The organism is Psychromonas sp. MME2 (assembly GCF_040566515.1).
GTDB lineage: Bacteria > Pseudomonadota > Gammaproteobacteria > Enterobacterales > Psychromonadaceae > Psychromonas.
The window spans coordinates 264,695-280,269 of the sequence record NZ_JBEWXI010000002.1 but is presented as its reverse complement, the minus strand read 5'-3'; the positions used below and the strand labels follow the sequence as shown (position 1 = coordinate 280,269).

The 15,575-nt window shown below is 38.6% G+C and carries 13 protein-coding genes and 1 pseudogene; 5 read left to right on the top strand and 9 right to left on the bottom strand.

Translation table 11 applies throughout. The features are described 5' to 3' along the window. Nucleotide 1: 1 nt before the first annotated feature. The 4 genes from rlmA to focA form a co-directional block, all read right to left on the bottom strand. Nucleotides 2-820 (bottom strand): 23S rRNA (guanine(745)-N(1))-methyltransferase, encoded by an 819-nt coding sequence (rlmA, locus tag AB1A03_RS01690; RefSeq protein ID WP_354622853.1) that lies wholly within the window; start codon nucleotides 818-820, stop codon nucleotides 2-4. Nucleotides 821-867: 47 nt separating this feature from the next. Beyond that, entirely contained in the window at nucleotides 868-1,608 is a 741-nt protein-coding gene (gene pflA, locus AB1A03_RS01685) for a pyruvate formate lyase 1-activating protein (protein WP_354622852.1), read from the bottom strand. A gap of 158 nt (nucleotides 1,609-1,766) precedes the next feature. Beyond that, on the bottom strand, nucleotides 1,767-4,052 hold the full coding sequence (pflB, locus tag AB1A03_RS01680) for a formate C-acetyltransferase (RefSeq protein ID WP_354622850.1): 2,286 nt from the start codon (nucleotides 4,050-4,052) through the stop codon (nucleotides 1,767-1,769). Between the two features lie 32 nt (nucleotides 4,053-4,084). Further along, nucleotides 4,085-4,945, bottom strand: coding sequence for a formate transporter FocA (focA, locus tag AB1A03_RS01675; RefSeq protein WP_354622849.1), 861 nt, complete (start codon nucleotides 4,943-4,945; stop codon nucleotides 4,085-4,087). 418 nt (nucleotides 4,946-5,363) lie between these two features. Between focA and AB1A03_RS01670 the strand changes: the two genes are divergently transcribed. Then, entirely contained in the window at nucleotides 5,364-5,858 is a 495-nt protein-coding gene (locus AB1A03_RS01670) for a glycine cleavage system transcriptional repressor (RefSeq protein WP_354622848.1), read from the top strand. Between the two features lie 99 nt (nucleotides 5,859-5,957). Here AB1A03_RS01670 and AB1A03_RS01665 read toward each other — a convergent pair whose 3' ends face one another. Together AB1A03_RS01665 and fldB are read right to left on the bottom strand one after the other, a co-directional pair. Further along, entirely contained in the window at nucleotides 5,958-7,481 is a 1,524-nt protein-coding gene (locus AB1A03_RS01665) for a DUF3360 family protein (RefSeq protein WP_354622847.1), read from the bottom strand. Nucleotides 7,482-7,798: 317 nt separating this feature from the next. Continuing rightward, entirely contained in the window at nucleotides 7,799-8,317 is a 519-nt protein-coding gene (fldB, locus tag AB1A03_RS01660) for a flavodoxin FldB (protein WP_354622845.1), read from the bottom strand. 38 nt (nucleotides 8,318-8,355) lie between these two features. Between fldB and xerD the strand changes: the two genes are divergently transcribed. The 3 genes and pseudogenes from xerD (at nucleotide 8,356) to recJ (ending at nucleotide 11,923) form a co-directional block, all read left to right on the top strand. Continuing rightward, the gene (xerD, locus tag AB1A03_RS01655) at nucleotides 8,356-9,252 is read left to right on the top strand and encodes a site-specific tyrosine recombinase XerD (protein ID WP_354622844.1); all 897 of its coding nucleotides are present in this window, start codon (nucleotides 8,356-8,358) and stop codon (nucleotides 9,250-9,252) included. 107 nt (nucleotides 9,253-9,359) lie between these two features. Next, nucleotides 9,360-10,094, top strand: a complete 735-nt coding sequence (gene dsbC / locus AB1A03_RS01650; protein WP_354622843.1) for a bifunctional protein-disulfide isomerase/oxidoreductase DsbC — start codon at nucleotides 9,360-9,362, stop codon at nucleotides 10,092-10,094. A gap of 110 nt (nucleotides 10,095-10,204) precedes the next feature. After that, nucleotides 10,205-11,923: pseudogene (gene recJ / locus AB1A03_RS01645) on the top strand (single-stranded-DNA-specific exonuclease RecJ). Nucleotides 11,924-11,955: 32 nt separating this feature from the next. On the opposite strand, the gene trmL reads toward recJ, so the two are convergent. The 3 genes from trmL to AB1A03_RS01630 all read right to left on the bottom strand — a co-directional run bounded on the left by trmL (nucleotide 11,956) and on the right by AB1A03_RS01630 (nucleotide 14,623). Then, nucleotides 11,956-12,420, bottom strand: a complete 465-nt coding sequence (gene trmL / locus AB1A03_RS01640) for a tRNA (uridine(34)/cytosine(34)/5-carboxymethylaminomethyluridine(34)-2'-O)-methyltransferase TrmL (protein ID WP_354622842.1) — start codon at nucleotides 12,418-12,420, stop codon at nucleotides 11,956-11,958. Nucleotides 12,421-12,441: 21 nt separating this feature from the next. Beyond that, nucleotides 12,442-13,791 carry an ATP-binding protein gene (locus tag AB1A03_RS01635; protein ID WP_354622841.1) on the bottom strand — a complete coding sequence of 450 codons (1,350 nt, stop codon included), beginning with the start codon at nucleotides 13,789-13,791 and terminating at the stop codon, nucleotides 12,442-12,444. A gap of 124 nt (nucleotides 13,792-13,915) precedes the next feature. Continuing rightward, nucleotides 13,916-14,623, bottom strand: a complete 708-nt coding sequence (locus AB1A03_RS01630; RefSeq protein WP_354622840.1) for a response regulator — start codon at nucleotides 14,621-14,623, stop codon at nucleotides 13,916-13,918. Nucleotides 14,624-14,925: 302 nt separating this feature from the next. Between AB1A03_RS01630 and AB1A03_RS01625 the strand changes: the two genes are divergently transcribed. Then, on the top strand, nucleotides 14,926-15,441 hold the full coding sequence (locus AB1A03_RS01625) for a Spy/CpxP family protein refolding chaperone (protein ID WP_354622839.1): 516 nt from the start codon (nucleotides 14,926-14,928) through the stop codon (nucleotides 15,439-15,441). The last annotated feature ends 134 nt before the right edge of the window (nucleotides 15,442-15,575 follow it).

Below are 15,575 nucleotides of genomic sequence, written 5' to 3'. Positions count from 1 at the left end.
ATTATATTTTTTGATAAATTTCAATATTAAAATCGCACTCTATTTGCCACTGTTTTTCAGCTAAGAGAGCTGCCATGCTTTTATCATTAAATTTCCATGCAAAGGGCGTCATATTAATTAAATTCTGCAAGGTATCGGGTTGTTCAATTGACAAAAGATAATGGATATTGATCTGTTCTATTTTGTTAAACCCTAATGGCGATTTGTTCTCTTGAGGATGACTGTTGACCTGTTCATATATTTTTTCTCTAAGTTGAAATAAATGACGTGGTGCAGGGGTGACTGTTATTAAATAGCCAAGTGGTTTAATTATGCGTAATAATTCACTTTCCAGTGAAGGTGCATAGATACGGAACAGGGCATCTATACTATTATCGGGTAATGGCACATCATAGGCACTCGCCACGCAAAAATTAATTCCCTTATAACGTTTCGCTGCATAACGAATTGCTATTTTAGAAATATCCAAGGCATTAATCACATGTGTGCTAGGCATCGTTTTTTGTAATATATTTGTGTAATAGCCTTCACCGCAACCAAGGTCAAGCAATTGCGCCTGTTCTCGACCCTGTAAATAATGTTGGGCTAATAAAGCGACTTTTTCGGCTAGGGGGAGGTAGCTATCTGTATTTAAGAAAGCTCGCCGAGCAGACATCATCTCTTTATTATCACCCGGATTTTTAGATTTTTTGGCATTGATTGGGAGTAGGTTAATATACCCCTCTTTAGCCATGTCAAAATGATGGTTGTTAATGCAAACTTGACCGTGATGCTTTTGCTGTAATGGTGTTTGGCAAAGGGGGCAAATAAAATTACTCATAAAGGGCTCAAAAACAAATGAAAGGCGATTAAGCCTTTCATTTTTTATTAATAAATAACAGAGGGGTGATACTGTAAAAGAATGCTTTTAATTTCTTCCATCGTCTCTTTAGATGGTGGGTGAACGCCATCAAGAGGATAAATTTCACCCATTGCAGTCCATTTATGCTTACCCAATTCATGGTAAGGAAGTAGTTCTATTTTCTCTATATTTTTCATCGGCTGAATAAATTTACCGAGTTGGTGTGCATCTTCAACACAATCAGTGATGCCGGGGACAATAACATAGCGTAAATAAACCGCTTGATTATTATCACTAAGATATTGTGCAAACTCTAGCGTGTATTTATTACTCACATGAGTTAAATCAATATGCTTTTTATTATCCATTTGCTTAATATCGAGTAGAACTAGATCTGCGACATTGAGAACACTTTTTGTTGTCTCATCGATACGACGAACAAAACCATTGGTGTCTAAACAGGTATGTATTCCTTCTAAACGGCAAGCTTCAAACATAGCGCGGACAAATTCGGGCTGTAGCATTGCTTCCCCGCCAGAAATAGTTATGCCTCCGCCCGATGCGTTCATAAAATGGCGATATTGTAATAATTCAGCCATTAGCTCATCAACGGTCATCTCTTTGCCACCCTCGAGATCCCAAGTATCGCGATTATGACAATATTTACAGCGCATTAAACAGCCCTGTAAAAATATAATAAAGCGTATTCCTGGCCCATCAACAGTGCCACAGGTTTCAATAGAATGAACTCGTCCAATTACCGACATTAATAATAACCCCTTAAAAGCTAATTATTTTTTATCTCTTACCAAGAAATAAAAAATAATTAGCTATTCGCAGATAAAAAGAGAGGTTTCATCCGTGAAGATGAAACCTCTGTAATTATAACAGGCAAACATAAAAGTTTACCTTAATAATTTTATTTTTATAGCGTAGCTGTGAATGTACGGCTGATTACATCGTTTTGTTGCTCTTTAGTTAAAGAGTTAAAACGTACAGCGTAGCCAGATACACGGATAGTCAACTGAGGGTATTTATCAGGATTTTCCATAGCATCTAATAACATTTCACGGTTCATAACGTTTACGTTTAAGTGTTGACCACCCTCAATGTTAGGAGTGTGCTTAAAGTAACCGTCCATTAGACCTGCTAAGTTAGCTTTTTGTGAATCGTCTGTTTTACCCAAAGCGTTTGGTACGATAGAGAAGGTATATGAGATACCATCTTGAGCGTAGGCAAACGGTAGTTTAGATACAGATGTTAATGATGCAACAGCACCTTTTTCATCACGACCATGCATAGGGTTTGCACCTGGAGCAAAAGGCATTCCAGCGCGACGACCATCAGGTGTATTACCTGTTTTCTTACCGTATACAACGTTAGATGTAATAGTAAGAATTGATTGTGTTGCACGTGCATTGCGGTACATAGGGCGTGATTTGATTTTTTTCATGAAGCTTTCAACAAGCTCACAAGCGATATCATCAACACGTGGGTCGTTATTACCAAATTTAGGGTAATCACCTTCAATTTCGAAATCGATAGCAACACCATCTTCATCACGAATCGGTTTAACGGTTGCATATTTAATTGCAGCTAAAGAATCCGCAGCAATTGAAAGTCCCGCAATACCACATGCCATTGTACGAGAAACATCGCGGTCATGAAGCGCCATTAGCGCTGCTTCATAGCTGTATTTATCGTGCATGTAATGGATACAGTTTAACGCAGTGACATATTGCTCTGCTAACCAATCCATGAAGTGATCTAAGTTAGAATAAACTTCGTCATAGTTAAGAACTTCACCTGTGATAGCAGGTAGTGTTTTTGGCCCAACTTGTGCTTTAGATTTCTCATCTACGCCGCCATTGATTGCGTATAGCAATGTTTTAGCAAGGTTGGCACGAGCACCAAAGAATTGCATCTGTTTACCAACAATCATTGGTGACACACAACATGCGATAGCGTAATCATCGTTACCAAAGTCAGTACGCATTAAGTCATCATTTTCGTACTGGATAGAAGAAGTATCGATAGATACTTTTGCACAGTATTTTTTGAAGTTTGTAGGTAAGCTTTCAGACCATAAAACAGTGATGTTAGGCTCTGGAGATGGGCCCATTGTGTATTGCGTGTGTAAGAAACGGAAACAGTTTTTAGTAACTAGTGTACGACCGTCAACACCCATACCACCGATAGACTCAGTTGCCCAGATAGGGTCACCAGAGAATAGATCATCATATTCTGGTGTGCGAAGGAAGCGAACCATACGTAGCTTCATTACTAAGTGGTCAATAAGCTCTTGTGCGCCTTCTTCAGTTAATTTACCAGCTTGTAAATCTTTTTCGATGAAGATATCTAAGAATGTTGCAGTACGACCAAATGACATCGCTGCACCATTCTGAGATTTGATTGCCGCTAGGTAACCAAAATAAGTCCACTGAATAGCTTCTTTTGCGTTTGTTGCTGGGCCTGATATATCAGAGCCATATTTAGCAGCCATTTCTTTCATTTGAGCTAGAGCACGGTATTGCTCGAAGATCTCTTCACGCAATTTCATGGTGTCTTCTAATGACGTACCTGCCACTAATTCTGCTTCTAGGCTCTTATGCTGTTTCGCTTTTTCAGCCATTAAGAAATCGATACCGTATAGAGCAACACGACGGTAATCACCAATGATACGACCACGGCCATACGCATCTGGTAAACCTGTTAATACACCTGATTTACGACATTTAAGAATGTCACCTGTGTAAACATCGAATACACCTTGGTTGTGTGTTTTGCGGTATTCAGAATAAGTTTTACGAATACCTGCATCTAATTCTTTACCGTAAACTTTACAAGAACCATCAATCATACGAATACCACCATTAGGGATAATCGCACGTTTCAATGGTTTTTCAGTTTGTAGGCCTACAATCGTTTCTAGGTCTTTGTTGATATAACCTGCATCGTGTGCAGTGATAGTCGAAACAACATCTGTATCGAAATCAACTGGTGCGTGAGTCGCATTTTCTAGCTTGATGCCTTCCATTACTTTTTCCCAAAGCACATTAGTTGCTTCGGTTGCACCCGCTAAAAAGCTTTCATCACCATCAAATGGCGTATAGTTTTGTTGGATAAAGTCACGAACATTAACTTCGGTTTTCCATGTATCACCAGCAAAGCCATCCCAGGCAGATGTAAAGTCTTCGTTTAATTTAGTCATAACGATTTACCTTGTAGTTAGAAATTAAAAAATTATTTGATTTTTTTGACTGGACGAAGATAGATCATCCAATGCATCAAGCCAACGATCACACCGCCACCAACAATGTTACCTATGGTGACAGGAATTAAATTGTGTATTACAAATTTAGCAATTGTAAGGTCTGCAAACTCACTGGCATCGCGACCGATAGAAAGCCAAAATTCAGGTGGAGCATAATGTTGAATAAGAATCCCCATTGGCACCATAAACATGTTGGCAATACAGTGCTCAAACCCCGAGGATACAAACATAGCAACTGGCAGTAAAACTGCAAACATTTTATCTGTTACCGAACGTGCGCCAAAAGCCATCCAAATAGCGAGGCATACCATCACATTACATAATATGCCGAGTGAAATTGCCTCAACATATGAATGATGTAATTTATGTTCTGCAATGGTTAATACGTTTAATCCCCACTGTCCGTGGTCCGCATTATAGAGTCCAGAAAAAAAGATAAGGAACACAAGAAAAGTGGCACCAACGAAGTTACCGAAGTAAACGTTAGCCCAATTTTTAAGCATTTGTGCAGTTGTAATTCTGTGGCTCGCTTTTGCTATCAGGGTAAGGGTACTGCTCGTGAAAAGTTCACCGCCGACAACAACGACTAATAATAGCCCAAGGCTAAATGCTAAACCACCAATTAGGTTTCTAATGCCCCATGGAAGACTTTCTGTTCCAGTTGTTACTGTAACATAAAAAACAAACGCTAAGCCAATAAACATACCGGCTGTAACGGCGAGATAAAATGCAGATAAAAAAGCTTTTGTCGCTTTGGTATAGGCTATATTATCAGCCTTTTCCGTTATTTGATGAGGAAGTAACTCATCAATTTTATTCTCTGCCCACATATATAAGTTTTTTCCCGACTTACTTTAATTTTTTGAGTTTAACAAATGGACTATAGAACAAAATTGATCTAAATCAATGTTTAATGTGATCTGTAATTTAATTACATAAAATGGAGGTGAAATCCTTTTTTGGGCTATTTTTAATCTATTATCATTATATTAAACATGGTTTTTCGTTATTTATTTTCTAAAAACGATGATTGTTTCATTTGTATTAGGTGTTGTTACAGGGAGGAATGGCTTATATGGATTGTCTTGTGGCCGCTATGCTATGTCGTTTTTCTTTTTCACTTTTTTAGTTCTACACTCAGAGTATAACTTTCTTTTATTTACAATAAATTACCTCAAAATATAAGTTTGTTTTGTTTACAATGGATTATACTTATTTTAACAACATTATTAAAATATGGAGTCAATTATGAATGTACAAGTAATGATGACTATCAACGGGTCTAATTACGTTGATTTAGTAAAAGTCTTATCGGAAAAAACACACGCTTTAAATGGTAAATGGCTAAATAGTAAAATAAGTCATATTGATGACTATTTTGCTGGATTGATCAAGGTTGAAATTGATACTGATAATGTAGAAAAATTGGCAGAACATTTTAGATCGCTTGGTATTACAGCCACCGCGACAGTGTTAAGTCCTGAAATTCATGAGCCTGCAAAGCATGTTAAATTAACTATTGATGCCAATGATCGCTATGGTTTGGTTCATGATATTTCTAAAACGTTAAGTGACTATGGTGTTAAAGTTGAGCACATGGAGTGTCATCGATTAGGCTTATTAAGTGGTGTTTTATTTACCAGCCAATTCGCAATTGTGATACCAGATGAATTAGATAAAGCGCAGCTTGTTGGGGCTTTGCAAAATATTGCAAGCGATTTGAAAATTGACATCAACGAGTAATAGCAATTTATTTTATTAAATAATTTGGAATTACATAATAAAAAGGCGGCAATCTTACAGATTGCCGCCTTTTTTGTGTCTCTATTTTAATTATAATGCTTAAAGCAGAGCTGGAATACCATATTTACCTTCAAGCATACCTACTGCAAGCATTGCGACTAGACAGATTACAAATACAGTACCTGGGATAATTAATTTATCTAAAACAGGTAGTCTTTGAGCACGTTCTTTATCGCCGATTAACCCATTGTTATCCAAGAGCATCGTTAGTGCCCATGCTAATACTGGGTTGGTAACCGCTGCGGCAAAAATACAAATACCAGCAGACTGAGAGTCTTTAGTATTTTTGATCATTTGCATGCCTGCTTCTAATAGGGGTAAAAATACACCTACTAATAATGCGATTTTCATTACTGGAGGCCATACAGCCACATCCATTGGGAAACCTAAGATAGCAATAATAATAACCAACGAACCAAGGATGATAGAACCACCTGGGATGGGGCGTTTTGCAATCGCTGCTGGAATCATATAAGTTCCCCAGCTCGATGTAATGTTACCACCACCCACAGCTGTACCTACCATTTGACGAATAGAACACATGGTCATTGTATCATCAACATCCATTAGTACTTTATCAGTCCCTTTTGGATAGTTTAACTCTTGGAAAATTCGGTGACCTAAGAAGTCTGGTGACCACATCGCAACTGCTAATATAGCAAATGGTAATGAGGCGATGAAATGTTGTAGATTTGGTAGACCTAGCATCCAACCTTGATCCGTTGATCCCCACCAATAAACCGGGTTCAAATTAGGTAATCCCATTTCAGTTTGGAAAGTGATGTCAAAACCAGCTCCAAAAAGAAGAGCAACAACAAGTCCTGTAATTGCACAGGCAGGAATCGCTAACCATCTTTTATTGATTTTGGCTAGGAATGCATATAGCACAACGGTTACAGCTAGTACGACTAACCCGAGATAACCCATGCTACCAGCTGCAATTCCGTGTTCAACAGATTCAAGCCCTTTACCCCATGATTGCATATCTGTAATCATTGAGAAAGTACCACCAAAACCAAGGAAGACCAATAACCCCCCTGCGACACCGTCACTGGTTAAGTTAACTAACTTTGAGCCACCTTTGAAGTAACTTAGTAGTAGACCAAAAATACCTAATAAAATAGCCAGAGCTAACGGATGAGCTCCTGCTAAAGCGATACTACCAATTAATGGGATCATTGGGCCGTGGTTACCCGCTAAGTTTGCGCGAGGGTTGATAAAGCCTGATGCAAACACACAAAATAGCAATGCAGGGATAAGCATCTCAACTCGAGCTACTTCAATCGCAAATTCAGTGCCTAGATTAACGCCCCATTTTTCAGATAGGCCAGCAGCCCATGCCGACATTACAGCTGAGTACATCGCGATAATACCAATGGTACCGGCAATCGCAGGTACTAGATCTTCCCATTCAAAGCGGAAATCGCGTCCCGGTAAGTTTAATGCATAACGACGAGGTTGCATTATTTGTAGCTCATGATCCAGATAGTCAGAACGAGTTGCAAACTCGCTAGCTGGTTTATGTAGCTCGCGATAACTCGCGTTTTTATTTTCGTCCGACATGGTACCTTGTACTCCCTTGCTTTAATGAGCTGAGTTAAAAAGAAAAAAATTATATAGTACTAATGAATATATAGGTCATTCATTAGTACTATTAAATAAGTGGCGTAGCTTAACTAAAGAGTTAAAAAGCAGATTGATCTGGATCAGAATAGTAACGATACAGAAATTAAATAACTAAAAATCCGTGCGTGAAGTGTGATCTACGTCGTGTTTTTTGCGGCTTGGTTGGCTGTTTTGAGTGTTCTTTAATCGCCATCGTCACAATTTATACAATTATTGGGTACGTTTACAATTCATTACTTTTATTAAGGGCTTATTTATAGTATTTGCTCTATCTCTTGTAATATTTGTAAGCACCATGTTTCAATGCGTTGATCACTTAGTTCATATTGAGAATCTTCATCTAGTGCCAGTCCGACGAAAAAATTAGGATTTTCGCTGAGTGCTTTGGAGGCGCTAAATTGATAACCTTGTGTTGGCCAATAGCCGATAAATTGAGGTGAGTGTGGTTGCAATGCTTGGTGTAATAATCCTACCGCATCAATAAACCATTCACCGTATCCCTGTTGGTCACCTAAGCCAAAAAGCGCAATAATTTTATTGTTAAGATGTAAGTCGTCAAGTTCTTGCCAAAGTGTTCCCCAATCCTCTTGCAATTCACCGTAATCCCATGTCGATATGCCTAAAATAAGAATATCGTAATCATTTGTCTTGCTAAGTGACTCTGTTTTTATGTTAAATAGGTCGACGATATCTGCGCCGATACAGGCCTGTATTTTTTCTGCTGCAATTTCGGTGTAGCAAGTGCTAGAGCCATAAAATAAACCGATTTTCATATAGTAGCCTTAGTTCAATAAAGAGTTAGGAGAGTTTAATGGAACTAGTTAGTATTGACCAATTTTTAGATGCTTTATGGCTAGAAAGGGGGTTATCAAAAAATACACTTGAAGCTTATCGCCATGATTTACAGCTTGTTGATGTTTTTTTAGAGACTCGACATTGCCATTTGGCAGAAGCGAGTTCGCTTGACTTGAATGATTATTTCAGTTTTCGTTTACACAGTGAAATAGATTACCAAAATAGCTCAACTGCGAGATTAATGAGTGCGATACGTCGTTATTATCAATATTTATGTCGAGAGAAAATACGTGACGATGACCCCAGTGCAAAATTACAAAGCCCGAAGACAATAAAACCACTGCCCAAATCATTGTCTGAATCTGAAGTCGATGGACTTTTATCAGCGCCAGATTTAAGTGATGCTGTTCAGTTTAGGGACAAGGCAATGTTAGAGCTGCTTTACGCTACAGGGGTGCGAGTTTCAGAATTGGTTGAATTGACCATGGAGGAGATCAATTTACAACAAGGTGTACTTCGTATAACCGGGAAGGGAGGTAAAACGCGTTTGGTACCCTTTGGCGAAGAAGCATTATATTGGCTTGAAAGGTATATAGAGGAGGTGCGTGCTGAATTATTAAACGGGCAAAGTAGTGATGTTTTATTTCCCAGTCGAAGAGGTAACATGATGGTTAGGCAAACTTTTTGGCATCGTGTAAAATATTATGCGCAAGTGTGTGGAATTGATAAAGAGGCGCTGTCGCCCCATGTTTTACGTCATGCTTTTGCAACGCACCTGCTAAATTACGGCGCAGATCTACGCGTTGTGCAAATGTTGTTGGGGCATAGTGATCTTTCTACGACTCAGATTTATACGCATGTTGCCCAGGATCGTTTAAAAGCCCTACATCAAGAGCACCATCCTAGATCTTGAGTATGCAGTCAAAATGATTACCTCTATGTAAATTACGCAATCTAACGTTCACAAAAAAGGTATAATTAGGCATACTCAGTTTACTCATTTTATATTAAGGATTTTTCATGTTATCGAGCCTATTTAAAAAACGTATTGTTAGCACAATGGCGCTGGTTGTTTTTAGTAGTATTTCTTTTGCTGATCCGGTAGTCGATAAGGCGATAGTTGATACTATTGGCACTAAAATGCGTTCATTACAGATGCAAGTAAATTCAGTAAAACCTGCTGTTGTTGAAGGCTTATATGAAGTAACGACCAATCAAGGTATTTTTTACGTCAGTAAAAATGGACAATATTTACTGCACGGTAATATTTATGACCTAGATAATAAGATGGAAAATATTTCAGAGAAAAGCTTAATTGAATTGCGTAAAGCGCAACTTAAGGCTTTTGAGAAAGATATGATTGTCTATAAGGCAGCAGAAGAGAAGCACGTTATTACGGTATTTACCGATACAAGTTGTGGTTATTGTCAAAAACTTCACGCGGAGATGGCCGATTATAACAAGTTAGGCATTACGGTTCGTTATTTAGCGTTTCCACGAGGTGGAGTGAACTCCTCTGCCTATAATACGATGGTTTCTATTTGGTGTGCCGATGATCCTAAAGCGGCCATGGATAGCGCTAAAAAACGTCGTAATATTGATTCTAAAACCTGTGCTAATACCGTCAAAGAGCAATATGATTTAGGCTTATCTTTTGGTATTAATGGCACTCCTGCATTAATTTTAGAAGATGGATCAATGCAACCTGGTTATGTGCCTGCAGATTGCTTAATTCAACTGCTTGAGCAAAAATAACGCCATATAGTAGAAGCTGCATTATCCCTCAATGCAGCTTCTTATCGGTAAATAGGTAGAACAATAAGATGCTCCTCTGATAAATACGCCATGCAAGATAATGAGATAATATGCCTGCTATTACAATCAAAAATCGTACCTTAGTGGAATCCCCTCTTCTTACCCTTAATTGCTCCCCATTACTGAAAAAAATCTATGCTAGCCGTGGTATTCTTTTCGACAATGAGCTTGATACAAGTACTAAACGTTTACTGCCTTATACACAACTCAAGGGGATGGAATCTGCCTGTCAGCTGCTTTATCAAGCGTTGATTGAATCACAGCGCATCATCGTCGTTGGTGATTTTGATGCCGATGGTGCAACGAGCACTGCACTATCGATATTGGCTTTAAGAGAATTAGGTTTTAGCAATGTTGATTATCTTATTCCGAATCGCTTCGATTATGGTTATGGGCTAAGCCCTGATATTGTCGATTTAGCCATTGCTAAAGGCGCGCAATTGTTGATGACGGTGGATAATGGTATAGCCAGCATCTGGTGTCGCCTATGCTAAAGAAAAAGGTTTACGGGTATTGGTAACGGATCACCATCTACCTGGCGAGCAAATACCCAATGCCGATGCTATCGTCAATCCTAACCAAGCGGGATGTGATTTCCCAAGTAAACATTTAGCCGGTGTGGGCGTTGCATTTTATGTGATGCTTGGACTACGCGCTTACCTATCGAATAAGCACTATTTTGCCGACAAAAAGCCGCCTAACCTAGCATCGTTATTAGATATTGTTGCCTTAGGGACGGTGGCGGATGTGGTTAAACTTGATGCGAATAACCGAATATTGGTGCAACAGGGATTAGCGCGTATTCGAGCTGGCGTATGTCGAGTTGGAATTAGTGCGTTGATTGGTGTGGCAAAACGTAATCAAGGGCAATTAGTTGCTAGTGACCTTGGTTTTTCCTTGGGACCTCGCCTAAATGCCGCTGGACGCTTAGATGAAATGAGCCATGGCGTTGAGTTGTTACTGTGTCATCGCGGTGAGCAAGCGAATATGCTTGCCAATGAAGTTGATGCCCTTAACCAGTCCCGTCGAGAGATCGAGCAGGGTATGCAGGATGAAGCATTAAAAACATTAGCGCATTTAACTGTCAATGAGAATAATATTCCTTTTGCTATTTGCCTCTTTGAAGCTGACTGGCATCAGGGGGTGATAGGGTTAGTTGCATCACGTATTAAGGAGCGTTATTACCGACCAACCTTTGCTTTTGCTAAAGCGGGGGAAGGAGAAATTAAAGCATCTGCTCGTTCTATTCCGGGCGTGCATATTCGCGATATGCTTGATCTCGTTGATAAAGCGATTCCGAATCTGTTGTTAAAGTTTGGCGGGCATGCGATGGCGGCTGGGTTATCGATCAGGAAGCTGATTTCACCTTGTTTTCACAAACCATCAACAAGGTTATTGAAGATCATATTGACGCCGATCTCTTAAATAATGTATTACTTTCTGATGGTCAATTAAGTGCTGCGCAATTTAATTTACAACAAGCGATTGAACTTCGTGATGCAGGCCCTTGGGGGCAAGGCTTTCCAGCACCATTATTCGATGGCCATTTTAAATTACAACAACAACGCCTAGTAGCAGGTAAGCACTTGAAAATGGTGTTAGAGCTTGATGGTCACGCTATTGATGCCATTGCTTTTAATGTTGATTTAGATGTTTGGCCTAATGCGATGATAAAAAAAGTGTATTGTGCTTATCGATTAGATGTTAATGAGTTTAGAGGAGAGAAAACAGTGCAGTTGTTGGTGGAGTTGCTGCAAGTTGCTTCTTAAGGCTGCCGAAGCAGCCTTTTGATTAAAGCGGGTTATACAGCTCCGGAAAAATCAAGTTGTCGCCATGCTTCGTAAACAAACACAGAAACAGCATTTGATAAATTCATCGAGCGACTTTCTGCGCGCATCGGAATACGTAGTTTTTGTTCTGTTGTTAAACTATCTAGAATTTCACTCGGCAAGCCTCGCGTTTCTGGCCCAAAGAGTAAAACATCATTATCTTGAAATTTTGCATTACTATGAAATGTGGTTGTTTTTGTTGTACAAGCAAAAATTCGCTTACCTGCAACAACTTCTAAGAAGGCTTGATAGTTTTTGTGGCGGTAAACGTGGATTAATTCATGATAATCAAGACCAGCTCTGCGCACTTTTTTCTCATCTAAATCAAACCCCAAGGGTTCAATTAAATGCAAAACGCAGCCAGTATTGGCACATAAGCGGATAATCGCGCCCGTATTTTGTGGAATCTCAGGTTCAAACAGTGCAACTTCAATCATGGGCTCTCATCTTATGTTGGGTTAAGGAAAACGTGGGAATTGTAAATGCATACAGACCTGTTTATCAATATTTTCTGCCCATATTTTCCCGCCATGCATCGACATCGCATTTTCAGTAATGCTTAATCCTAATCCAACCCCTCCAGATTCTCGGTCTCGCGCATCATTTAGGCGATAAAAAGGACGGAAAATATCCTGTAATGCATTTTCAGGAATTAATGGACCATCATTTTTAATGGAAAGTAGAATATAGGTTGTTGTCACCGTGATTTCGACAACAATGTTAATTTTTGCATATTTTATGGCATTTCTAATTACATTTTCTATCGCCCGATAAGCTAACTCGGGGTAGATGTTAATATATATTTCTTCTATTTCAGGTGATATAAATATTTTTCCATTTTCCTTTGCTTCAAATTGTGCATCTAAAAAGATTTCTTCTAAAAGCTCATTGAAGGCCACTTCTTCTTTAATGTGTGGATTTAATTGCATGCGTGACAAATTAAGCATTTCAGCGATCATTAACTCTATTCGTTCAGCTTCTATCGATATACGTTGTAGCTCTTTACTATCACCAAGATGTTTTCTACTAATGGCTAATGCAAGATTGAGACGCGTCAGAGGGGATCGTAATTCATGTGAGATATCACTTAATAATCGCTGTTGGTTGTTAAGCATATCTTGGACAGATAACAACATTTTTTGCATTGACTTGGCTAGTTGGTTGATTTCGTCGCTGTTTTTAATGATTGGGAAATCAGTTTTAATATCACCGAGTGCGACTTTATTGGCTACATTTTGTAATTGTCTCAATGGTTGTGTTACATGCCAAGACAAATAAGCACATAAGGGGGTGCTGATAAGTAGCGCGGTCAGTAAAAGCAATAGTGGATTATCAATCAACCATTCAACGAATTGTAAAGACTCTTTATCATTTGGATGAGAAAAGTAGAAAAGAAAATCTTGCTGTTTGTGTTGAATTAAGATTGGTCCAAAGAAAGTGTTGTGCTTGAATATTCTCTTTTTTGGGGTATCAATGGATGAGCTATCAAGAATAAATTGGCGAACATTTTTTGGGGCATGGTTGTTCAGCAGTTGACCCGATGAGTCTGTGACGTAAATTTTTTTAAAGCGATTATGGGGAGGCATTTTAAAAAAAACATTTATTTGTTGAAGCGGTCGCTTTGCCAGAAATGCCTGAATATGTTGTTGTTGACGCTGTAAAAGCGCTAAATCACTACTGCTTAAATCTTGCAGTTGTCGACCATCAAGCTTAGGGAGTAAAACGAGAACGGTTGCTAACAATAGAATTAATAACCAAAAACCAACAAATATTTTGGTAAATAATGAGTTAAATGAATTCCATCGCACTGTTTAATCCCTTTTGCCTAATTGAATACTTAGTCGATACCGAATAAGTTAAACCATTAATTCTTTTAATTATATGATTTGGTATTACTGGCCCACCTAAAAAAATAAGCCATCCTATCGGTATCTAGCTAGCTTCCTTTAACGAATCACCACCTTCTAACCACATATACCCTCTTCCACGGAAGTTTTTCACGCGTGTTTGACCATCTAAGCGAGAGGGTAGTTTACGGCGTAAATTACTCAAATGCATATCGATACTTCGGTCAAAAGGTTGTAACTTTTTACCTAGCACTTCTTCGCTGAGTTCTTCTTTAGAAAAAAGCTTACCTGGATGCTGAAGAAATTTTTCGAGTAACAATAGCTCAGTACCCGTCAGTTCCACGGTAAAATTCTGACAAATAGCCTGTTGCTGAGTAGGGTAAAGATCAATATCTAAATGGCTTATTTTACTCTGTATTTGCGGGTTTTTATGCTGTGTTCTGCGGATGATTGCTCGGATACGAGCAAGCAATTCGCGTTCGCTAAATGGTTTAGCAAGGTAATCATCGGCACCCATTTCTAAACCGAGCACTTTGTCTATTTCATCGCCCTTTGCCGTCAGCATCAGTACGGGCATTTCACTTTTTTGGCGCAATAACTTTAGCATTTCAAAGCCATTCATTCGTGGCATCATAACATCGAGAAGAATTAAATCGTAAATACCACTAAGCGCTTTCTCTAACCCACTTTCACCGTCGTGGGCTATATCAATGTTAAAATTTTCTAAGGATAGAAATTCGGCAAGTAAAGAAACAAGTTCTTTATCGTCATCAATTAAGAGTATATTTTTCATGCTGTAACCTTTAATAAAGTCTCAGCATAAGTTATCAGTAACTTACGGGGAGACTAATGTAAAATAATAATCATCTCTAATTCAAATCCATTCGTAGTTAAAGAGTATGTTGTTAAGCGTAGCGTAATGTATGTTTTTTTGATGTGGATAATTAAACACTATATTTTATTAATAGCACTGTAATTTACACTTCTTTACACAACATTACCTCGACCATACGTTGCTTTGCTCGTATTGCCTTATACTTAATTCCGAACCAAACAATAAATATTTAGTCACTTACATTATAAAGGATTTTTATTATGAATGCGTTATTAAAAAACATGTTAGTTGCAACCATTGTTCTACCGCTTACATTCTCTACTGCTTTTGCTAAACAAGAAGGTCGAGGTGGTGCTTGTGATGCAATGCCTATGCAGTCAATGCTTGCAAAACTTGATTTAACGGATGCGCAAAAAGCGGATGTTAAAACCATCATGCAAAAGCATAAAAGCGATAAGCAGCAACAAAAGGGCGCTTTTCATGATGCTCAAATGAGTATTATGAAAGCTCCTAAGTTTGATGCTGCACAAGCAGAAGCTTTAATTGATTCGAAAGATGCTGCGAAAAAGGCGAGAAAAATGCAGCGTATGGAAATGATGTTTGATGTTTATCATCTATTAACACCGCAGCAACAAACAAAAATGGATAAACTATTAGCCAATAAAAAAGGCAAACATAGCCATAAAGGTAAAAAGTGTAAGCAAGGTAAAAACAATGATATGCAAGGTAAAGGTAAAGGACAAAATGGTAAAAAAGGAAATATGGCTGACGAATAATTATTAGACAAAACGCATGTCAGACCTGTTGTGATGGTACAGGTCTGGTGGTGCCCCTCAAATATCTCCTTGTCCTACGGCGCGCCAAGTCAGATACCAGCCCTGTATTGTCAATTCGAAAAATGAATAGAATA

Excerpts from the sequence above, each read along its gene's own strand:
- rlmA (WP_354622853.1), bottom strand. The coding sequence starts at position 820 with ATGAGTAATTTTATTTGCCCCCTTTGCCAAACACCATTACAGCAAAAG.
- pflA (WP_354622852.1), bottom strand. The coding sequence starts at position 1,608 with ATGTCGGTAATTGGACGAGTTCATTCTATTGAAACCTGTGGCACTGTT.
- pflB (WP_354622850.1), bottom strand. The coding sequence starts at position 4,052 with ATGACTAAATTAAACGAAGACTTTACATCTGCCTGGGATGGCTTTGCT.
- focA (WP_354622849.1), bottom strand. The coding sequence starts at position 4,945 with ATGTGGGCAGAGAATAAAATTGATGAGTTACTTCCTCATCAAATAACG.
- AB1A03_RS01670 (WP_354622848.1), top strand. The coding sequence starts at position 5,364 with ATGAATGTACAAGTAATGATGACTATCAACGGGTCTAATTACGTTGAT.
- AB1A03_RS01665 (WP_354622847.1), bottom strand. The coding sequence starts at position 7,481 with ATGTCGGACGAAAATAAAAACGCGAGTTATCGCGAGCTACATAAACCA.
- fldB (WP_354622845.1), bottom strand. The coding sequence starts at position 8,317 with ATGAAAATCGGTTTATTTTATGGCTCTAGCACTTGCTACACCGAAATT.
- xerD (WP_354622844.1), top strand. The coding sequence starts at position 8,356 with ATGGAACTAGTTAGTATTGACCAATTTTTAGATGCTTTATGGCTAGAA.
- dsbC (WP_354622843.1), top strand. The coding sequence starts at position 9,360 with ATGTTATCGAGCCTATTTAAAAAACGTATTGTTAGCACAATGGCGCTG.
- trmL (WP_354622842.1), bottom strand. The coding sequence starts at position 12,420 with ATGATTGAAGTTGCACTGTTTGAACCTGAGATTCCACAAAATACGGGC.
- AB1A03_RS01630 (WP_354622840.1), bottom strand. The coding sequence starts at position 14,623 with ATGAAAAATATACTCTTAATTGATGACGATAAAGAACTTGTTTCTTTA.
- AB1A03_RS01625 (WP_354622839.1), top strand. The coding sequence starts at position 14,926 with ATGAATGCGTTATTAAAAAACATGTTAGTTGCAACCATTGTTCTACCG.